The 22,031-nt window shown below is 53.1% G+C and carries 12 protein-coding genes and 1 pseudogene; 4 read left to right on the forward strand and 9 right to left on the reverse strand.

All coding sequences use genetic code 11. The features are described 5' to 3' along the window. Nucleotides 1–98 precede the first annotated feature (98 nt). The 6 genes and pseudogenes from OHL20_RS00960 to OHL20_RS00985 all read right to left on the reverse strand — a co-directional run bounded on the left by OHL20_RS00960 (nucleotide 99) and on the right by OHL20_RS00985 (nucleotide 6,838). A complete protein-coding gene (locus OHL20_RS00960) occupies nucleotides 99–1,598 on the reverse strand; it encodes a multicopper oxidase family protein (RefSeq protein WP_263381350.1) in 1,500 nt (499 codons plus the stop codon). Between the two features lie 369 nt (nucleotides 1,599–1,967). Further along, on the reverse strand, nucleotides 1,968–2,777 hold the full coding sequence (locus OHL20_RS00965) for an ArsB/NhaD family transporter (RefSeq protein ID WP_263381351.1): 810 nt from the start codon (nucleotides 2,775–2,777) through the stop codon (nucleotides 1,968–1,970). Between the two features lie 86 nt (nucleotides 2,778–2,863). Beyond that, nucleotides 2,864–3,250: pseudogene (locus OHL20_RS00970) on the reverse strand (SLC13 family permease); the annotation flags it as partial. 869 nt (nucleotides 3,251–4,119) lie between these two features. Continuing rightward, nucleotides 4,120–5,745 (reverse strand): hypothetical protein, encoded by a 1,626-nt coding sequence (locus OHL20_RS00975; RefSeq protein WP_263381352.1) that lies wholly within the window; start codon nucleotides 5,743–5,745, stop codon nucleotides 4,120–4,122. A gap of 15 nt (nucleotides 5,746–5,760) precedes the next feature. After that, nucleotides 5,761–6,438, reverse strand: coding sequence for a hypothetical protein (locus OHL20_RS00980; protein WP_263381353.1), 678 nt, complete (start codon nucleotides 6,436–6,438; stop codon nucleotides 5,761–5,763). A 37-nt stretch (nucleotides 6,439–6,475) separates the two neighbouring features. Then, nucleotides 6,476–6,838 (reverse strand): hypothetical protein, encoded by a 363-nt coding sequence (locus tag OHL20_RS00985; RefSeq protein WP_263381354.1) that lies wholly within the window; start codon nucleotides 6,836–6,838, stop codon nucleotides 6,476–6,478. Nucleotides 6,839–7,704: 866 nt separating this feature from the next. On the opposite strand from OHL20_RS00985, the gene OHL20_RS00990 reads away from it, so the two are divergent. After that, nucleotides 7,705–9,210: a TolB family protein gene (locus OHL20_RS00990; protein WP_263381355.1), complete on the forward strand. Its 1,506-nt coding sequence runs from the start codon at nucleotides 7,705–7,707 to the stop codon at nucleotides 9,208–9,210. A 26-nt stretch (nucleotides 9,211–9,236) separates the two neighbouring features. Here the strand turns inward: OHL20_RS00990 and OHL20_RS00995 are convergent, their stop codons facing one another. The 3 genes from OHL20_RS00995 to OHL20_RS01005 form a co-directional block, all read right to left on the reverse strand. Further along, nucleotides 9,237–10,364, reverse strand: a complete 1,128-nt coding sequence (locus tag OHL20_RS00995; protein ID WP_263381356.1) for a tetratricopeptide repeat protein — start codon at nucleotides 10,362–10,364, stop codon at nucleotides 9,237–9,239. Nucleotides 10,365–10,486: 122 nt separating this feature from the next. Further along, nucleotides 10,487–14,176 carry a Plug and carboxypeptidase regulatory-like domain-containing protein gene (locus tag OHL20_RS01000; protein ID WP_263381357.1) on the reverse strand — a complete coding sequence of 1,230 codons (3,690 nt, stop codon included), beginning with the start codon at nucleotides 14,174–14,176 and terminating at the stop codon, nucleotides 10,487–10,489. Nucleotides 14,177–14,546: 370 nt separating this feature from the next. Continuing rightward, complete coding sequence (locus OHL20_RS01005) at nucleotides 14,547–16,463, reverse strand: hypothetical protein (RefSeq protein WP_263381358.1); 1,917 nt, start codon at nucleotides 16,461–16,463, stop codon at nucleotides 14,547–14,549. 225 nt (nucleotides 16,464–16,688) lie between these two features. Here OHL20_RS01005 and OHL20_RS01010 point away from each other — a divergent pair, with 225 nt between their 5' ends. The 3 genes from OHL20_RS01010 (at nucleotide 16,689) to katG (ending at nucleotide 21,909) form a co-directional block, all read left to right on the forward strand. Continuing rightward, nucleotides 16,689–18,680, forward strand: a complete 1,992-nt coding sequence (locus OHL20_RS01010; RefSeq protein ID WP_263381359.1) for an alpha-L-arabinofuranosidase C-terminal domain-containing protein — start codon at nucleotides 16,689–16,691, stop codon at nucleotides 18,678–18,680. A gap of 449 nt (nucleotides 18,681–19,129) precedes the next feature. Then, nucleotides 19,130–19,591 carry a hypothetical protein gene (locus OHL20_RS01015; RefSeq protein WP_263381360.1) on the forward strand — a complete coding sequence of 154 codons (462 nt, stop codon included), beginning with the start codon at nucleotides 19,130–19,132 and terminating at the stop codon, nucleotides 19,589–19,591. Nucleotides 19,592–19,620: 29 nt separating this feature from the next. Then, nucleotides 19,621–21,909: a catalase/peroxidase HPI gene (gene katG, locus OHL20_RS01020; protein ID WP_263381361.1), complete on the forward strand. Its 2,289-nt coding sequence runs from the start codon at nucleotides 19,621–19,623 to the stop codon at nucleotides 21,907–21,909. The last annotated feature ends 122 nt before the right edge of the window (nucleotides 21,910–22,031 follow it).

The following is a 22,031-nucleotide window of genomic DNA, read 5'->3' on the forward strand; positions in this document are numbered from 1 at the left end:
TTACAAAGACGAGGCGAAGCAATCTGTGTGCGGCAGAATCTTCCACCTTATCCGCAAAATGTTCCCCACAGAATGAGGATTTCTACTGTCCGCACTGCCTATGCAATCACCTTGTAAGGTCGCATCATCTCGTTATCTTCATGCTCGAGAATGTGACAGTGCCATACATATAGAAACTCCTGTCCGGGAACTGCCTGCGTTCCGTGTGGCAGGTCGAACCGCTGTATCACTCTCGTGACATAGCCCGGATAAGATTTGATGGTGTCCTTCATTGCGGGCCGCTCGTTACGCTCTGGGGGCATCGGGTGTCCGACCAGCACTACCTTGCCGGTCTGCTGATACGCCTGCACGTCAAACGCCTGCCGATTCAGCACCTGGAAGCGCACCAGATGGATATGCAGCGGATGCACGTCGCCGGTGATATTCACGAAGGACCAAATTTCCGTGCTCCCCGCCTTTGGGTCTTCCGTTATCGGCTCATGCCATCGCGCATTGCCCAATAGCCCGATCTCCACGTAGCCGTCTGATGCCCGCTCCTTTTCGGATACAAGCAGCATTCGCTCACGCACAGCACTAGCCGCATCCAACGCCTCGAAAGGCACAAGTGTCTCCGGCAGCGAGCTCATGTCTTTTCCTGACAGCGGTTTCGTGACCTTGAATAGCATGACGTTTTCCGCGGCGATCTGGCCGCCCATCGTATACGGCGCAGGCGCATCGTTCTGCAGTGAGAAACTTTTGCCTGCGAATTCGCTGAAGTCGATGACGATATCGAATCGCTCCGCTGGTGCAATCAAGAGGAAGTGCAAGTCGACCGGCGCCGGCAGGAGGCCACCATCCGTGCCGATCTGATTGAATACCGGAACGTCGGGCGACTGGTTCAGAATTTTGCCTGCGGCGTCCGACTCGAACAATCGCAGATGGTAGAAACGTGCGTTGGAGGCATTGACGATTCGAAAGCGGTACCTGCGAGGCTCTACTTCAAGGTACGGCATCGCTTTACCATTTACGCAGATCGTGTCGCCATAGAACTCCTGTATCCAGACAGAGTGCGGCGGTGGCCCGTTGACTACCTTGGGATAGTAGAGTGAGCCATCACGATGAAAGAGGCGATCCTGCAGCATCAGCGGAATCTCAAACTCACCCTTCGGTAGATTGAATGCCTCCTCTGCCGCATCACGAATGAGGTAGAAGCCGGATAGCCCGGCATAGACATTCAGTCGCGTAATCCCAAGGCAATGATCGTGGTACCAAAGTGTCGTCGCGGGCTGGCAGTTGGGATATGCAGATGGTTTTGGATTGAACTTTGGCCCGTGCTCCCCATGCGCAGAGAACCATGCCTCCGGGTAGCCATCGTCTTCAGGCAGGGCACATGCTCCGTGCAGGTGAGCGATGGTACGCACCTCCGGCAGAGAGGACTCTGCGCCATGAAGGGAATGATCGATTGGTAGCAGGTGCCGAGGCGGCAGTCTATTGATCCAGTTGACGTTGATTGGCTCGCCGCTACGAGCTTCTATCGTTGGCCCTGGCCATGTCCCGTTGTAGCCCCAGACCGTTGTAGGAGGAAGATCACGATGCACCTTCTGCTGGAACTCACTCATGGTGAGTTCTATCAGGCTATCTGGTTTTCCAGAAGAATGAAGAAGAGGGGGAACAGGTAGAGCATCGACGTACGGTGTGAGTTTAATACCACTCTTTACAGGAGGCGGTGAGGCCATCGTAGTCGTAACTTGACCGATGGCTGGAACGCTTTTATTCAGTGTGAGGGCAGCTATCGTCGTAAGACTGTTGCAGACGAGCCTGCGACGGCTTAGCATCCTTCAACCCATGTACTCTTTGGGTAAATGAAGTGTTCTACACTTTGTCTTACGGTCCAAGGCTTGCATGCTTCATTCATCACAGGTATCGAACTATAGTCGACCTATGTTAACGGGGGGTCACAATTGCGTGCAGACGCTAGAGTGTCGTTGTCAGGTGCCGGGTACGATCATGCTCATGATGAGGGCGCCTGCTAACGAACAGATGAGCGCAATCGGCATTGCAATCACGCCCACCTTTAAGAATTGCCAAAAACTTACATTAAGCTGCTCTTTCCGCAGAGCCAGAAGCCAGAGAATCGTTGCCAACGATCCTGTAATCGAGAGGTTGGGTCCGAGATCAACGCCGATGAGCACCGCATTTGCTAGAAGACCTTTGCTGTGGGCCGCATGGAGAGTGCCTCCTGCGATGAGGCCCAGTGGTAAGTTGTTTACCAGATTATTAGCAACGGCTACTACGAAGCCGACGACAGTTGCTGCGACGGCGGGGATGAGTTGCTCAGCCCAGGCTAGCGACCGCTGCGTGAGGTTGAGCAGGCCGATGCTTTCGACCGCATCGACCATGACAAACAGGCCGGCTACAAGGATGAGCGTACCCCAGCTCACCTCTTTGACGAGCTTCATTGGGCCTTCTCTTGCCTTGATCGACATAACTGCGGTAATAATCAAGGCGGCAAGGCAAGCCGGGAGACCAAGGTCCTTCTTGAGCGAAGACGTCAACAGAAGTGTCGCGACCATAAAGCCTACTCCGACCAGAACAAGTTTGCCTTCGCTCTTGAGAGGGACATCGTCGATCTCGCATTCTATGGCCGCTTGAAGATCCTTCCTGAAGATCAGCCGCATAACGCCATAGGTAGTAAGGATTGAAAGTACAGATGGAACTCCGAACGCGGCGAGCCAATGGCCGAGCGGCGGCATGCCATCGTGGAACACGACGAGGTTTGCTGGATTTGAGATTGGCAAAACGAAGGAAGCTGCGTTTGCGATGAGAGCACAGGTAAAAGATACGGGAGGGGCTTGACGCTCGCCTTCCGAACAGCTGCGAGGATTGCTGGGGTGAGGACGACTGCAGTCGCGTCGTTGGACATAAAGACCGTTACTACGGTGCCTATTGCGTAGATGAGAGTAAAGAGACGAGCGCACGATTTATTGGCCTTCCGGATCGCGAAAGAGGAGAGCCAGTCGAAGACACCATGCTCTCGCGCCAGAGCAGAAAGCAGCATCATGCCAATTAGAAAAAGATATACGTCTAAACCTTCTAAAATTGCTTTGCCGGCAAGTTGAAGGGGAACAAGCCGAAGAAGCAGGAGGAGAATAGAACCTCCTGAGATCCAGTAGACCTCGGGAATGTTTCTGGGCCGGATCAGCATGAGCAGAATGCTGATAGCTACGATGGCAGGCAGAAGAACGTGAGAGAGTGCAGGAGACAACATCATTACTTCCTTTTCGAAAATCGCGTTTTGTTCGAAGTAGCACAAACATTTTTTCGCCTTTGCTTCGCCTTGCTCCGATCAGGATGACGCTTGCGGGAACTGTCAATCAGTGTGGATCATTTCTGGAGCATACGCTTTGCAGCCGTAGCAATTAAACATTCTGCGTCGGATTAGCAGAGATGTGCTGATCTCGGATGCCGGAGCGTCAGTGCTGAGACGGCCGCTGCTTGAACGTCGCCGAGACGGCGAGGATCCGAACCCAGTTCAAGCAGATGTGATTAGGCGAGTACTCGTGTATCGGTCTGTAAGCCTTAGAATGCCTGGGCTTGCAGTGACAGTAATCCAGAGTAAGTACCGGCGGGCAACTGCGGCAAGGTAGCTAGATTGATCTCGAGCGTAAGTACGTCTGAATGGCTTCCTCCCAGACTGAGGATAGCCGCCGAGCTATACAAGGTAAGGCTTGCTCCTGCGGCTCCGAATGGACCACTCTGCGTGAACGGAGTAAAGGTAGTGGGAACTCCTAAAGGGTCCTTGCCGAGGACGCAGGAAGATGGAATGCGCACGATTGGATTGCCCCCAGAGAGCGCTGATGTCGAGTCAAAGAAGGAGGCATAGAGGATCAACGAGGAGAGGAGGGAGATACCCGTCCAAGTGGTTGTAACCGTTACCGGCGACGATCCAACCGCTGTTCCCCCAGAGATCAACGGAAAGCTGATGGCAGACGGCGTGGCAGATACCGTCAGAGTATCGAGCAGTGTAAGTTGTGGTTTGGGCTTCAGACCGCCAACTCGAACTACTTGTCCTGACGTGACAAGTGATACTTGCCAGATCAGCAATATAGCAATGAGACGGCACCGCACCATAAGTCTACCCTAGTCTTTCCTTGAGCTCACTCTCTGCACCACTATGATTGTTTGGGCCTGCTCGTCGATGCTGCTCTCAATTGCTGGGGGAGCCGAGATAACGTGGTAGCTGCCGCCTTCAAGAAATTGATCAGCAAGCACACGAAGCGTGTGGGCATGCCGCTTCCGCTCCCGCACGTAAAAAATTCCCTGCGAGTCGGTATAAACTGGCAGATTATCCAGTAACAGTGCTGCACCTGCTATAGGCTCCCCCTTCTCGTTCATCACGATACCCCGGAGCAACATATCACCCGATACGTGACGTTCTCCTCGGCCGTCATTACCTGCGAACTGTCGCGACACAGTACTTTCCATGGCTGTTGTATAGAGGAGGCGTCCGTCTGGTGCCACAAAGGTCTGGCCACTCAGAGTAAGACGATCAACTGGATGAATCTGGGCGCTGAGGATCAAGGCTTGTTCAAAGGGCGCTGTTGTCCGCGAAGGAACGTAGTAGGTTTGATAGTCCGCACTCACTGTGGCAAAGTTTGAGAGGAACGAACCACCAAAGCCGAAGGTACTCTGCCCGTCGGACACGTTGACCACTTGTAAGATCGTCCAGCGCGGCGTAAGAACTTCTTGAATACCCACATCAAAAGTGTCGGTTTCTGTAGATAGATCTGGACGACTCACCATGTAAGTCGCTTCGGCGCCGATCCTTGGAGTTATTGTGCGGCTGGCAGAATAAGCCATGGCGATATTCGTACTATCACCATACTTTGATTGAAAGATCATCGCAGTGAGCGAAGCACCCAGTATGTGCGCCTCAACTCCACCCTGATCTACCGTGCTCTTCACGCTCTTATCTGATGGATAGAGTGGTGTCAGATAATTCTGCCTGCCTGCGCTTAAGCTCAAGCTTTTGAAAGGTCTTAAGGTGAGGAGTACGTTTTCATGAATTGGTTCTGAGATCAGCGGAACCGCGACGTTCGCCCGCCTGAACTGGTCGCTTGCAATAATGTAGGCCGCCTGCAGATCATAAAGAGGGCGAGTGATCGAGAGGCTAGTCGCCGCATACAGATGATTCGAGCCTATACCTGCTGCTGCTGCGATCTTAGTTCCACTGCTCGGCACCCAGGCAAGATCTCCTATGGTAGTGATCTGATTAGAAAGAATTGTTTTTGTAGACGCACTCCACCGCTCAAACTTCCGCGACGCAAAGAAGATAGCAGCAGGCCTCTCCGCTCGTACGCCCTCAAAAAACGGACTATCAAAGCTCGTCGACGTCGCACCAAGAAAAGCATATAGTTTCGTGCCATGTGCTTCTGTGCGAACACCCGCTCCGACACCAGTCAAATAGTGACCTGCACTAAAAATGTCTGTTGACAAATCAAACGGAATATTGTCGACCCCAAGGATGAACTGAGATCGTTTTGTTCCTTTAACCAGCTTGGCTCCGCCGAAAAATTTGCCGCTGACTAGCCCTGCACCGGCAGAGGCATTGATACCTGGTCCATGAAGCAGTATCGTTCCGCCCTGCGATTGGAAAAGTGTTGATGTCCCCCCTTTTACTTCGATCACCTGCGCGCTGGCAACATCTCCAACAATCAATGTTGAGAGGAGAACAAGACGTGTCAGGGCGGTCAGACACTTGCACATAGAACGACCGTAGCTCTACGGTGTATTCACCGACCGTTTAAGGTTGAAGTGTTCGAAATGAAAGTCAATCTGCGAGGGTGGTGCAGCATCTTTCCAGTCCATAGAGATATGTCTATCCGCCCCTGGCAACAGTGGAAACCCAGCCAGTTCGCCCGATGAACGCACCCCCGTAGCAGATACGAGTTGTACACGGGCGAGCGCAAGGCCATTGTTCTTTATGTTGCATGTAAGCTTCTTTATATTTGGCTTGTACGCCACATCTCTCACCTCTACATCGCTCTCCATAAGTGGCTGCTTTTGATAAAGATAGATCGTATGAGGAAGCATGATATGCACATCCAAGCCGTCACTGTGGTGTTCAGGAGAGAAGTTTGTGTAGACGGTAAACCATGCTGGCAACTTGTCTGCCGTCGCTTTATAGAAGATGTAGTAGGTCTGCTTTGGTTGCAGCTTCACACTCATCGACGACAGTTGAACGTGGATGCCACTGTCCAAGGTTCTAAAGATTCCCTTTCCATCTGGTGTGATGCTGAAGCTTCTTGGCTCCAGCACCGCCACCATGGGGCTCAGCGTGTCGTTTGTAATTGCGAATTTACCATCAGCTCTTCCCTTATACTCAACGATCACTGGCTGCACACTCTGTGCTACTAAACCCAATGTCAAAATAGTCAGAGTCAATACAAGTTTCAGCATGGACGAACTCCAGTGCGAACCAAGTTGTAAGAGAGTCTTAAAGCGCTTGTGCCTGCAGTGTGAGAGTGCCCGTGTATACCGCTGCGGGAAGCTGAAGAAGGGGTGCAGCCGTCAACGCTATTTCCAGGTTAAGAGTATCGCTGCGTATGAATGCTCGATTAAGTGCTGTGAGCGGCACGGTGAAAATAGTTAATGCCGTGCCAGCTGTTCCCACGACGCCAGTTTGTGTGAACGGCGAAAAGGCGACAGGCGTGCCGAGAAGATCCTGACCGAGCACTGCAGATGAAGGAATGTTCGCAGCCGCAGCTACGTTGGTAAGGGCCGCAGTCGCACTGGCAAAATAGCCGTCCAGAACAACGTTTGCACGGCCTGCACCAAGAACCCAGGTCGTTGTTATCACGATTGGCGCGCTCCCGGGAGCTGTTCCGCCCGAGACTAGTGTGAAGTTAACCGCGCTAGGTGTTGCGGCGACTGTCAAGATTTCTCCAAGAGTAGCTGTAAGAGCTACGGTGGGAGCATTAGAGTTGAGAGCCTGAGCGGACACTTGAGAAGTGAATGCCAGTGCAGCCAAGGCAATGAGGAAAGGCTGAATCAAAGAATGGCTACGGCGGATCGGCATGGATGACTCCCTCGGTTTGTTCGAAACTGCATACGAAGAACGATTGGATGGTGGTGAGGGCGCACTGGTTTAATGTCTGGTCAAGAGCAAGGCTGCTATGTGCAGCTACCCTGAACCGACATGACTTTATTTGGATAACTTAGGCTGTTATCTCGCAATTAAACTTATCTAAATTGGGACAGCGGGAACCGATCACGGATAACCGTGACGCTGAGTGCTCCAAATCACAAGTTCTATCAGACATGAAGTACGTCAAGCTGCTCCATCCGCAGGGTGTTGCGGAAGCTCAATGAGGAGCAGCATTCGTTGGCCGCCTGCTTGCGTGTTTGCTGCCGAGTGCTCAATGGCTGGAAACTGTCTTGCAAAACAGTAACCACTTTATGGTTACTATACATCCTGAGTGGGTAAGCTATGAAATTAAAAATCTCTTTTTGTTTAGCTTCGTTGCAGACCACCCAGCCGCTTACTGCAATTCTATTCAGGTCCTATGGCCCGCATACAAGATCGTTGATCTTACAACCATCTAAGTGTTCAGGTTTGCGAATGACGGTAGATAAGCATCCCGCCAAGGACTACGTGAGTCACGGAAACAGTTTGCCTGTCTCTACCTAGATGGGAGAGAATGGCTGGCGACCCGGGAGATTGGAATGAAGCTAGGCCGTTGGCGTTGGATTTCTTCAACGATTGTTTTTGTGATGCTTTTCTGTGACGCGCACACCAGAGCAAGCTCTCTATCCAACAGTCTTGGCATCTTTGAGGATCATCGCGATATTGGCAGTCTCTTGCATCCCGGTGGCGTGAAGTTTGATCCCGCGACTGGGACGTACGCTGTTAGCGGCAGCGGGGATAACATGTGGTTTGGCTCTGACGATTTCCACTTCGTGTGGAAGAAAGTTTCAGGCGATATTGCGATCACTGCGGATATAAGCTTCATCGGAACCAAGGGGAACAACCATCGTAAAGCAGCATTACTGCTGCGTCAGACGCTAGAAACGAATGCGGTGTACGCCGATGTGGCCAGGCACGGCGATGGACTTACCTCGCTACAGTATCGCGACGCCCCCGGCGCTAACACTCACGAGGTCGAGACTGCCGTTTCTGCTCCTCAACGGGTCCGCATAGAGAAGCGTGGTAGTTACGTCTATGTTTTCGTTGGGGACAGTAGTGGCAAGCTCAACTTCTCCGGCTCGGCTATGCGTCTTGACCTTCATGGTGACTTCTACATAGGCCTGGGTGTCTGCTCCCACGACAAGGACGTTACTGAGACTGCCATTTTTTCGAACGTAACGATCGAATCACTCACAGCAGTTCCCGGCGAGCCTGTTCTCTGGAGCACTCTTGAGACCGTCAAGGTCGCCTCCACCGATCGGCTGGTAGCGTATACGGCACCTGAGCACTTCGAAGCACCGAACTGGTCACGCGATGGAGCGGCACTGCTCATCAATCGCGACGGCACGATGGGTCGCTTCACTCTCGGCGGCACAGCACCTCCAGTCGGCATTCCAACGACTCCGCAGACCCAAGTCAATAATGATCACGGCCTCTCACCCGATGGTGCTACGCTCGCGATCAGCGACCGAACGGATGGCAAGTCTCGCATCTATCTCCTTCCTTCAGCCGGTGGCGTTCCTCGCCTAGTCACAGTCGAGGGTCCGTCGTATTGGCATAGCTGGTCTGCAGATGGTAAGACACTGGCCTTCACTGGCGAGCGTGGCGGAGAGTTCGACATCTACACTATCCCTGTGACTGGGGGTACGGAAACCCGTCTTACCGCTGCCAAGGGGATTGATGATGGGCCCGAGTTCAGCCCGGATGGCTCCGCTATCTACTTCAACTCCGAACGCACGGGATCAATGCAAATCTGGCGGATGAAGACCGACGGCAGCAATCAGGAGCAGGTACTCAAGGAGCCGGGCAATGACTGGTTCCCCCATATATCCCCCAATGGGAAGTGGATGGTCTACTTGGCCTACAAGCCTGGCGTGAACGGACATCCAGGTGGCCAAGATGTAGAATTGCGCCTGATGTCACTCACCGATAACAAGGTGAGTGTCCTTGCTAAGCTCTATGGTGGCCAAGGCACCATCAACGTTCCCTCGTGGTCGCCGGATAGTACGCGTGTCGCCTTTGTCTCGTACGCTTTGCTGCCTTAGGGCAGCACACTGTGCAGAGCTATGCGTCATGGCTCTTTTACGATACCTGCTTCATGTAGGGCGCTTCTCTCAGCGTCGAGGGCGGAAATGTGAAGTGCGGCAACGCGCTGCATGATCATGTTCGCATCGCTGGTTCTTCCTTCAGATCGGTAAACCCGCGAGAGTAAATAGAGAGCCCCTAAGTCACTTGGGTTGAGGCTTGAAGCCTGCACCAAGTCATGGATTGCCTCTGCGTTTTTACGCAACTCAACTTCGGCTTTACCCATGTAGAAATAGCATGCCCAGGAGTCCGGTTCCATAGCTTGCATCTTCTTCAGGTACTTGATCCCATCGGAAAATCGGCCTGATTGAACGAGTAGCGCACCCAAGTAATAGTACGCGCTTGCGTCCTCTGGATCAGCATCTACAGCAAGCTTCAACTCAGCTTGCGCCTCCGCATCGCGGTGCAAGCCGATGTACGCCTTGCCAAGCTCCCTATGAGCACCCGGGAACCTAGAGTCGTTTTGGATTACGATCTGAAATGCCTGTTGAGCCGCTTTAAAGTCAGTCGCCTCATAGTAGGCCTTCCCTAGAAGAAAATTAACTTGCGCTGGGGTCGCATTTTCTGAAAACAAAGTCGTAAAAGCCTCTTGCGCTTGCTCACCCAAACCGGCTTTCGAGTAAGCGATTCCAAGCAAGTACTCTGCCGCAGGATCAGGCTCTTTTGCCTCTGTCAGTGGCTTCAGGAGCTTAATTCCCTCAGGTACGTGATTGCTGGAAATGAGACTCGTTGCAAGCAGCTTGACCGTCTGCTGATTGGAAGGGTCCTGTTCATGCAGCCTTTGAAAGTATGGGAGAGCCTTGCCATATTCCTCTGTTTTAAGATAGGCCAGGCCCAGGTCAAGTTGGACCTCACGCAAATTGGGTTGAATATGAAGCGCTCTTTGGTATGCATCAATCGAGAGTTGCAGGCGGTGTGTCCGGGCGTATAGCACCCCCAAATTCGCTAGCGCACTCACGTTCTCTGGATCATCAGCAAGAATTCTTTGAAAGCCCGATTCAGCCTCTCTGAAGTTGCCTGCATTCAGCGCCTGGATGGCACTATCGAATGTATGCTTCGGCGTCTCCATTTGTGCCATGGAAGCGAATGGCACCAGCAGGAGAAAGGTCGCCACAGCGAGAATCGTAAGGAGCTTTATCGGAAGAACTGGTCTTACGTCGTCTAGCAACAATCGACGAATGGAATGAACGCCGGGACCATTGTCACGTGTACCAGCAATCATTTGGCAACTTAGCATTAGAAGTAGAACTTACCACCAAGCTGCAGCTGACGGGGATCACGAACCGAATTGATCTGTCCCGAGCTTCCAGCGTTACTTGCACCAAACGAGGTGCCTGGGGTGTCTGGAGCGGAAAGGCCCGTGTTGATGGTTCCCCACTGGGTGTGATTGAAGACGTTGTATGCCTCAAATCGAAGCTGAAAGCGAACGTTCTCTGTAACATTTAGGTTCTTGTATAGGGATACGTTGTAATTGTCGACTCCCGGTCCGTAAATTGTATTCCGGTGAAAATTGCCAAAGCTTCCGTTAGCCGGTACCGCGAATGCAGCAGGATTGAACCACATCGGAAACTCACCGGCAGGCACATTGTGGCTTGGCTTGATCCTTACCTGCCCACCAACATAGTCTGGACGAATGTGACCGAAGCCCCCGTTGCCCAGATTGCCCGTCGCTTGGAGGTCACAGGAATCTCCAGCACCGCCCGCACCGCTATTCAGACAAGGACTTCCAGTCCAGAACTGCGAAACACCCGATATCTCCCAACCGCCAGCCGTGTAGCCGATGAGCTTGTTATGACCTCTCAGGTCAGGCAAGTTGTAGACATACTGAATGTTGACGACGTTACGACGGTCGTAGCCTGCTGGGGCAATGAACTGCTTCAGGTTGGTATAGTTTGGGAACACATCCGTATCGCCATCCACGTCATCCAGATCGAAAGCTCGTGACCAAGTGTAATCTGCATTGATCGTAAACCTGTCACTGAACCGTCGCTGTAGATGAACCTGCAAGCCGTTGTACCTACTAGTGCCGCCGAAGACGTTGTAATGAATTGCGTTATAACCTTTATATGGGTAAATGGCCTGAATGACGTTGTTAACTGTCGATAGGATAGGTGTGTTCGTCGTCGTCCCTAGGGGAAGTTGCTGCAGTTCCTGGTTGTACAGTTGGTGCCTGCTGAAGTTGCCGACATAGGTGATGTCCAGCACCATTTTGCTCGGCAATTGTTGCTGGATACCAAGATTGAAACCATCAGTGGTCGGAATCTGACCGGCACGATCGGAAGCCTGAACGGTGCTCGCCGGCGTCAGCGGGGCTCCATTGACAAGGGAGTTTGAGAGACCTCCGAGCTGGCCACCGTAGATCGTGGGGTTATAGACCAGGGGTGGATTGCTGATCCCTCCAAAGTTGAAAACATTTTGCTGATAGCGTTCGTAGAAGATGCCGAATCCGCCGCGAAGAGCCGTTCTTCCATCTCCAAAAACATCATAGGCAAATCCAACACGCGGCCCAAAGTTGTTATATCTGAAGTTTAATCCACCTTTTGGAAGCCCTTGCTGACCTTCCTGAATCATGCCGTTATAAGGATTGCCGACACCGCCGATAAGCGTACCCTGCGTCGGTGCCTGTCCTGGTGTGTTAGGTAAGGTGTTAATTTGAACTGCGTTCGCAGCGTTGTATGCGGATGGCTCAAAGTAGTATTGATGAAGAGCACCTGTCGTATAGGTAGGGCCAACAAACTCGTATCGGACACCGTAGTCGAGAGTAAGTCGAGGAGACACCTTCCAAGTGTCCTGCGCGTAACCCTCATATTGGAAGAAATGAAAATGGCCAAACGCAAATATGTTTGACTGCGTCACACTCGTATAGTTTCCAAGAAGAAGATTCCCAATACCCGAATTGCTGTTGTTGGCATTCTGGTTGCTAGCCGCAAAATTTACGCTTGGCTGCTCCTGCCAAGTTCCTTCCTGACCGTTCTCATTCAAATCAGCAAAGACGCCAAACTTGAAAACGTGATTTCCGGCAACCTTCGTTACGTTATCTGTGCCTACGACAGAGTTCCCCGTCGATGTCCACCCGGCAGGAAAGACGCCGGTATTCACATAGCCATCCCCGGTGTTGAGGATAGGTGCGAGATTGTGCGTATTCGTGGATGGATAGAGATCCTGAAATGTGTAACCCAGCGCGGTCTTGTCATAAAGCGCCGGTGAAGTTCCCGGGACGATGTCGACGACTTGATCCAGGTGTAGCCAGCCAACTGTTATTTCATTCGTAAGCGAGGGTGAAATTACATTGACAAGGCTCCAGGCCCAGCTCTTTCCAGGCTTTTTACGATATGAGGGATAAACCGGAAAACTTGGACCGGAGAAGATGCCAAAGTTGTCGCTCTCCTGTTGGCGGTCATCGACATACCGGAAAAATGCATTGGCCTTGGGGCCGAAGTTGTAGTCAATTCGCAGAACGAATTGGTTCTTGGTGAACTTATAGGTGTCTTGGAAGTTAATCTGTTGCTCATCCCCGAAGCCATTCGGATAGACAGAATTACTGAAGCTTCCGCGGTATCCGGGAGTGACGTTCTTAATGATCGCCCCATACTGGTTGCCAAACTGGCTAGCCGGGACTACGTTGCCAGCATAGACCGTTCCCGTCTGTACCTCGCCGAACGAATTGTACTTAATGGTGCCCGGCACAAAAACAGAGCCGTTCCGTACTAATTGCCCTGACGTGTCAGTGATCGGGGTGCAGGTAGAAGTTCCATTGTTGTCGCACTCGTTGCCAGCACGGTAAAGAGTCGACAAATCAGCTTGACCATTTGGAGTGCCGATGCCGAGCATAGCAGGGTTCGGCATCGTATAGAAGGTGCCTCCGTTTGGCCTGCTGGCGCGAGTCCCCTCATAGTTGAAAAAAAAGAATGCCTTCTTATTACTGCGTGGCGAGATCTTGGGGATAGGAACATAGCCGCCGATGTTGCCGCCGAACTGATTGAAGTGCAAAACCGCACGCTTACTACCCTGATGGTTGCTGAACCAGTCGTTTGCATCGAAAGCGGTGTTGCGGTCGAATTCATACGCAGTGCCGTGGAACCGTTGTCCGCCAGCCTTTGTATTAATCAGAATCATTACACCTGGACTGCGGCCATACTCTGCATTGAAGTTTCCCGTCAACGTCTTGAACTCACCTACAGCATCAATGCTGAGGTTGGTATATTGGCCGTCGTTAGCGCCTACGTCAGTGTTAATGACACCATCGAGAAAAAAGTTGTTAGCTGTGCCGCGCATACCATTGACGAAGAAGTCATTCGTCTGGTTGAACACCAGCCGAAACTGTGAAGAGTTGTTCGTCACCACTCCAGGTAGCGTCGTCATCAACGATTCGAAATCACGTCCGTTCAAGGGCTGTTCCAAGACCTGCCTGGAGGCGATAACAGCAGAATTATTCGACGTTGCCGTTTCGATAAGTGGCTCGTCGGCGGAAATGGTAACGGTCTCCGACACTTGTCCCACGGATAGTTGCAGATTGCCCAGACCAAGCGTCTGCTCCTGGTCCAGGTTGATTCGGTTCCTCTCCAGCGCGCGCATGCCGTTCGCGCTCACCCGAATGTTGTAAATTCCTGGTGACAGGTTGAGAAGACGGAAGTTTCCACTCTCGTTGGTCATGGCTTCCCGGGTTAGAGCGCCGGTGCCGTTATCCGTCACGCGCACGGAAGCTCCGACGATCGCAGCTCCTCCGCTATCCAAGACGGTGCCGGTCATAGAACCAGTTTGGGCCTGTAGCTTCAAGCTGAGAAGAACGATTGCAATGACCGTTAGGAGAGCAAGGCGGAAGGCTTGGCCCTGCCTTACTCTGACGATCAAGTCCGTGGATTTCTGCTCTTTCGTGGTCGCGACGATTCGCATTCCTGCGCCAGAGCGGAATCTCAGTGTTGTCATAGCTAGGCCATCCTGAAGGTTTACGGTCGTAACTCTTATGTTTTTTAGAATGCAGAGGCTTATTTGGTTGCCAACTATAGGAAGGGTCCACTTCAGTTGTCAAGCCTTGTTTTACGATGGAGAAATCGGCAAACAAAAACCCAACGGATCGCTATCCGAGTGAGATCGAGCACCCGCTATAAATTTGACGTATGTAGTGGTTCGGCCGCATGTAGCATGTGACCTGGAGACGAACAGGAGTGTCCATAAGGGAAAGATCACTCAGACGGTTCCCGCAGGAGAAAGTACCGCCGAGTGTCCCTACAGAGAGACTATGTTTCGATTAAGATCGCAAGGGTAGCGAGGCACAGTACGGCTACAATCTGATGTTCTATCGCGCAAGAATCCATCGTGCTTCTTCCCGAGGAGCTAATGTAATGATTGAACCTGCGCCCACAGCCCTACTGTTTGTTCCTTTTGGCAATTGATAATGCGGGCTCGCTGCGCTAAGAGCCGTCAGATCCACTTTGAATCGCCGTCTCCTATCAGATAGGTTCTTTAGAACAAATCCGTCTTTGTCATAGCTGTATCGTAAGGCATATTGTGGAGTTCCAAGTTCCACACTGCCGTAGCTTGTGATGTGCGGCGCGACGGCTACATCGGCATCGACGGGAATGCTTAAGCCGAGAAACTTGGAGATCAGGACCGCAGCGTAGACATTCGGATATTCGTAATACTGTTCTGCTCCATGCGCGTTCTTACCATCGATGTAGTAGACGTGGTCCATGTCATATCGCTCCCCCATGAAGTAGTTATTCTTCATCCCCTCCGCTGCGACCATCTCAAGTTGATTAAACAAGAGCTTATTCTGATTGTGCGACTCACGGAATGCAGCGTCCCAGTACCAGTACCTGCCCGCAGCACTCAGATCATACGGACCTCCATCACCAATCTCGGAGTTATCGTATCCGGCAATGTCCGCTGAGAGAAAGCTCGGGAATCTTTCAAACTCCTTGTCATTTTGAGCAATCAACTGGCTGACGGCATTTGCCTGAATCGGAGTCGCGTATCCGAACGTCACAGGTAACGCATTGGCAAGGAGATGAATGTGATCGTGAATCTTTCCGTTACGGTCAATCCAATCAACGAAGCGGTGGTTCTTCTCGTCCCAGTAACCCATCGGGGTCAGCTCTGTCAGCGCGCTGGCGATCTTCCTGGAGACTCCGGAGTAGGAAGCGGCCTTGGTCTGCCGCCCCAAAACGCTCTCCATGTTAGACAGCAATCCGAACGCATAGGCTGCGAAGGCCTGCGCCTGGGTCTCGCGCCCGTCCTTGATCACCTGGTCTTCGTAGTAAACATCAGACCATACGCGCCCGTACTGGTCGATGCTTGCCTCGATCCACGCGGCCGCATGTTCGAGATTCTCTATGTTGCTCCGCAACCACGGTACATCCTTTCGGGCTTCGTAGTAGTGCCAAGCCTCTTCCATCACTTCGATGTCTCCAGTGAGTGGAAACATCGCCGCATTCTGCCGGTTATCTTTGCTGTTTCTGCGGACGTGGTACTCGCGTTTTCCGTCGGGCTGCACAGAAGTGGGCGCGCGAGAGAGGCGTTCCGGATCGTCATTCATCAACTTGAGCTGCATCTCGATCATTCGTCTAACTACATCAAGATCCAGCTCTGAACCCATCGCGAGCCTCCCTTTGATTTGAAACTCATGATCGACGGCAGGGTAAGACCCCGCATAGGAGCTCACCTTTAACGTGCTCAGAACATATCCGCTGCTGTAAGGGAAATTAGCCGCCATAGTCTTCTCTACCACCAGCGGAAGCATTGTGCCCCAATAGAAAGCGGCGAGCGCATCTTCGAGCTCTTTTCCACCTGTGATCTTGAGAGAGAACCTGTGATTGAATGGGTCACTGTGTGGCCGAGCTTCAGACTTATGAATCGTAGCGCGATCCGTGTTCAGGGAAACCTTCAACCCCGCCTCTGTCTTTGTTGCACTGACAGTGCCATCATGCAACTCGATATTCCATGAGAGCTCTTGTGACTCTGCATTGAGGGGTAGAACCCAGAGATACGTGTTTGCCGATATCTTGGCGTCCTTTGAGCTGATGGGAAGAACCCACCACTGTTCGTGCTCACGGTTAACTCCCAAACCCTGGCAGTCTGTGAAGATCATCTCTATCGGCATGTTGGAGTTTCGTCGTGTAACAAAAAGATCTTCGCCGGCAGCAGCCAGCTTTCCGTTTTCTATCGACTGTAGCAAACCATCGACGTGATCCTGGGACCGCCCCGTGGAGATCATTCTGGAATTCTGAGCAAACGATGCAGCCGAACAACCAACGAGCAGGAGAATAGTGAGCAATTTTTTCAACAGACACCCCGGATTTAGTTTAGAGAGTTCGACCGATTCAGGTTGCAACATAGACTTAGGCGCCCGAAGCACGCCATAATTATCACCGAGTTTGTTAGCAGGCATTTAAGCCCTATGGCTGTAGCCTGGGTAAACAGACTTCAGAGGTCATCATCCATGTTCGATCTGACAAGTCCAGCGAAGAACGTTGCGAAATACACCAACAACTCCTTCGCTCGATTGGGAACACTCCTCAACGTGTTCGTTCTTCTGGCCTCACTGACAGTAATTCATCCGAACAGTATGGCAGAAATGCAGGGAGAGCAAGCGGCGAAGCTCACCGTCGATCCAGGCTCTATCGTCTCGCCGATCAGCCCGACCTTATATGGTCTGATGACCGAAGAGATCAATCACTCCTACGATGGCGGCCTCTATGCAGAGATGATTCAGAATCGCGCGTTCCATGCCGACTGGGAGGGCGAACCACCTTGGGACCTTGTTCGTCGTGGCAATGCCGTAGCTACCCGATCTCTCGACAAATCGAGCGGCCCCAGCAAAGCGCTGTCCTACAGCATGAAGGTATCGGTGACTGATGCGTCCGTGGGCAACGAGGCCGGTCTGACGAACCCAGGATTCTGGGGCTTTGGACTCCGCCCAAACACAACCTATGCGGGTTCGCTTTATGCTCGCGTCGACAACACGAATGTTGGCCCAATCACGATACAGATGGTCGACAATGCCACCGGAGCAGTGAGAGCGCACACTCAGGTGACGATTGAATCAGGACCTTGGAAGCGATATGAGTACAAGCTCACCACAGGCGCACAATCCCCTTCAACATCGAATCATCTTGAGTTCCTTGTGCGGCATCACGGCGTAGTGTGGCTCCAGCTTGTTTCGCTAATGCAGCCCACGTTCAACGACCGCACCAACGGTAATCGTCCTGACTTGATGAAGCGTATGGCCGCGATGCACCCAAAGTTCCTGCGTCTTCCCGGCGGTAATTATCTTGAGGGTACGACGCTTGCCGATTGGTACGACTGGAAGAAGACAGTCGGGCCCCTGGTGGATCGACCCGGCCACCAGGGCCCCTGGTTCTACTGGTCAACTGACGGGCTGGGTCTGCTCGAGTTCCTCGAGTGGTGCGAAGATCTGAAGGTTCAGCCCGTGCTAGCTGTCTACGCCGGATACTCACTGGGCGGAAGTCACGTAGCCGTAGGTAAAGATCTTGAGCCATATGTGCAATCAGCGTTGGAAGAGATCGAGTATGTCACCGGCGACATCAGCACTAAGTGGGGCGCAGAACGGGCGAGAGATGGCCATCCAGCACCCTTTCTGCTGCAGTACATCGAGGTCGGCAATGAGGATTATCTCGACAAGTCCGGCAGTTATCCCGCGCGCTACGCACAGTTTGCTGAGGCGCTCCACAAACATTATCCGAAGTACAAGCTGATCGCAACGGACGGCAACAGCGAGTACGAGACCAGGGTGAAGGCTGATATCTCCGACGAACACTACTACAAATCACCGGCAGACATGATGGACCTCGTGCACCACTACGACAAAGCCTCCCGTAGTGGACCAAAGATTTTCGTGGGGGAATGGGCCACCCGTTCCGGATCACCCACACCCAACTTCGGGGATGCGCTTGGCGATGCTGCCTGGATGACGTCCATGGAGCGCAACAGCGACCTCATCATTATGGCGAGTTATGCACCGCTGCTCGTGAACGTCAGCCCCGGCGCGATGCAGTGGCCGACGGACCTGATCGGCTTCAACGCTGGAACCACGTACGTGTCTCCGAGTTATTACGCACAATCTCTATTCGCCGGACACCTTGGTGATGGCACTGCACAAAGTTCGATTTCAGGCGAGCATAAGCGTTTCTTCTACTCATCTACTGTGAGTACAAGGGAGAAAGTACTTTATTTGAAGCTGGTCAATGCATCAAGCGTCAGCCAGCTTCTGTCAATCACGATAGCCGGAGCCCATGGAACGCGTACTGCGACGATGACTTCGCTTCATGCCGCAACCTATGAAGCCACAAATTCGATCAGCGATCCAGAAGCCATTCATCCCGTAGAGTCGGTCGTCTCCATCGAAGAGCATCAATGGAACCACACAGTTCCGCCGTTCACCATTGAGGTGATCGACCTACCCCTTGAGTAAGGCGAGTCACGAAGAGAACGTGGAACGGACTACGATAGAGGGTGTTGGCTGAAAATGTCAGTTCCGCGGCAATGGGCGAGGCGCTCTTGACACATCAACATGCGGTTGTTCTTTGCATCTGTGCGTTCCGAACATCCCGCGGAATTTCATGGAGAAAAATCGGTGTTTGGATACGACGAAGTTGCCGAACGCCCTTATCCATGTGTCCCGGAAGACTTGCGGGTCGTCTACATGAAGAGATGCTCTAATACTATGACAAGCTGATAACAGACTGACTTCACAAACAATTCGTACGGCGGATGTGAGATCCAAGTCCTCGAACCGAACTCTAATCACTGATTAGGTCACATGGATAGTTTCGAGAGAAGAGCGCTACGCTTGATCCCTTTTGAAGATGACTTCCAGGCTATTCTCTAGGGTCGTTATAAACCAAGAAGTAGGCTAAATGAGTGGGGTGTGTTCGCGTTGAGCAGTTGCCAGATCCGGCAGGTTTGATCTACCTCAACCATACGCCAATGACCACCGTCCCTGTGACAACCAAGTACTCCACGCCGTTTGGGTATGGGAATCAGGTCGTGGGTCGGATGACGGCTTCGGATGCGTGGCAGGCCAAGCGGTATATGACGGTCAGCACGCGCTTTTCGTACATCTACCGTCATCTTTCAATTTTACGTAATGTCGACGGTGGATCGGTCGTCGGCACCTCACTAACAGGCCGCCAGCTTCGCATGCAGCATGACATCACCAACGACTTCGAGTCTGAGCCTGTGTGGGATTTCAAAACAAGAGATAGCCTATACCTTGGGAAGATTATTCAGATTACAACTATTATCTGGCCAAGTGCTACGGTAGAGCTTCGCAAGAATTGGGCGGGCGCGACCACACAGATTGCCAATAGAATAAGGCATTGATCAACCGTAAGAACACAGGAGGAGACCAGATGGCGATCGAAGAAACCGAATACACGTCCGAAGCGAAGACCGAAGTGAACGCGCAGGTTCCAGGCGCGTCGGCAGCAGATGCAAAGTGCCCCTTCAATCCTAGTGCGGCTGCCGAAAGCCCGGTAAGCGCACCTAGCGGTCCGCGGACTGCTCGCGACTGGTGGCCGAACCATCTGCGGCTGGATCTGCTTCATGCGCATTCCGCGCTGTCCGATCCCATGGGCGAGGATTTCGACTACGCCACGGAGTTTAAGAAGCTTGACTATGAAGGGCTGAAAAAAGATCTGGCCTTCATCATGACGGACTCGCAGGATTGGTGGCCGGCAGACTTCGGCAGCTACGGTCCGCTGTTTATCCGTATGGCCTGGCACGCGGCTGGCACCTACCGTACCTATGATGGACGGGGTGGCGGTGGCCGCGGTCAGCAGAGATTTGCTCCTCTGAACAGCTGGCCCGACAACGCAAACCTTGATCGTGCTCGCCGCTTGCTGTGGCCGGTGAAGCAGAAGTATGGCAAAAAGATTTCCTGGGCAGACCTATTGATTCTTTCCGGCAACGTCGCGCTGGAGACCATGGGTTTCAAGACCTTTGGTTTCGCCGGTGGTCGCCCGGACACATGGGAGCCTGATCACGACGTCGATTTCGGAGCGGAAACCACCTGGATGGGGACCGACAAGCGCTACTCCGGTGATCGCGAGCTATCAAACCCACTCGCCGCGACGACCATGGGTCTGATTTATGTCAATCCCGAAGGTCCCGAGGGCGTGCCTGACCCCTTGAAGTCTGCACACGATATACGAGTCACCTTCGGCCGCATGGCTATGAACGATGAGGAGACGGTAGCGCTGATCGCCGGTGGTCACACATTCGGCAAGACGCATGGCGCCGGACCGGGCAGTCACTTGGATAAGGAGCCCGAAGGGGCGCCGATCGAGAACCAAGGCTTGGGCTGGAGTAGCGCCTACAAGACCGGCATCGCCGGGGACGCGATCACCAGTGGCCTGGAGGTTACCTGGACCACTAAACCCACGCAATGGACCAACGAGTATTTTGAGCACCTCTACAAGTTCGAGTGGGAGCTGACAAAGAGCCCTGGCGGCGCACATCAGTGGAAGCCTAAGGGTGATGGCGGGGCGGGCACTGTGCCGGACGCGCATGATCCCAACAAGAAGAACCAGCCGGCCATGCTCACGACCGATCTCGCACTGCGTGTAGATCCGATCTACGACAAAATCTCCCGGGACTTCCTGGGGAACCCAGACAAGTTCGCCGATGCTTTCGCCCGCGCGTGGTTCAAGCTGACCCATCGCGATATGGGCCCGCGTTTCCATTATCTAGGACCCGAGGTTCCAGCCGAGGAGCTAATCTGGCAGGATCCGCTCCCCAAGGTCGACTACGCGTTGGTCGATGACCATGATGTCGCCGCCCTGAAGGCGAAGGTGTTGAGCTCCGGCCTCTCGGTCTCCGAGTTAGTCTCGACTGCCTGGGCTTCGGCCTCGTCATTCCGCGGCTCCGACAAGCGCGGCGGCGCGAATGGCGCACGCATCCGGCTTGCTCCGCAGAAGGATTGGGAGATTAATCAGCCGGCGCAACTATCGCGGGTGCTGAAGGCACTTGAGAAGATCCAGGCTGACTTCAACTCTTCGGCCTCGGGAGGAAAGAAGATTTCGCTGGCCGATCTGATCGTCCTCGCGGGTGCTGCTGGTGTGGAGAAGGCGGCTAAGGACGCCGGTATCAAGACCACTGTACCCTTCATTGCCGGTCGCACGGACGCATCGCAGGAGCAGACGGACGTCCAATCGTTCGAGCCGCTTGAGCCGATCGTCGATGGGTTCCGCTCCTATGGATACAAGAAGGAGGAGCCCGCTGAAGTTGCGCTCCTGGACAAGGCTCAACTGCTGCGTCTGACTGCGCCGGAGTTGACCGTCCTGATCGGCGGTCTACGAATGCTCCACACGAACTTCGGAGGCACGACACTTGGCGTCTTCACCGATCGTCCGGAGACGTTGACCAATGACTTTTTCGTCAACCTGCTTGATATGAAATACACCTGGAAGCCCACTTCAGACTCGAAGGACACGTTTGAAGGACGCGATCGAACGACAGGGCAGGTGAAGTGGAAGGCAACTCGCGCCGACCTGATCTTTGGCTCCAACGCCCAGTTGCGAGCGACCTCTGAGGTTTACGCCTGTGCCGACTCGCATGGAAAGTTCGTCAAGGACTTCGTTGCTGCCTGGAATAAGGTGATGAACCTGGATCGTTACGACGTAACCGCGTCGGTCGTCTAATCAACCCGCAGCCCGGCTAGCTTCATCTCAGGCTGGTCGGGCGCAGCACCCTTTCTTAGCACGCGCAGCTTTCAGGTCGGTTTAGCGAGACTTATTTCGAATCTTCGCTTCACTGATCCCTA

The sequence above is a fragment of the Granulicella arctica genome, assembly GCF_025685605.1.
In the GTDB taxonomy this organism is placed as follows: Bacteria; Acidobacteriota; Terriglobia; order Terriglobales; family Acidobacteriaceae; genus Edaphobacter; species Edaphobacter arcticus.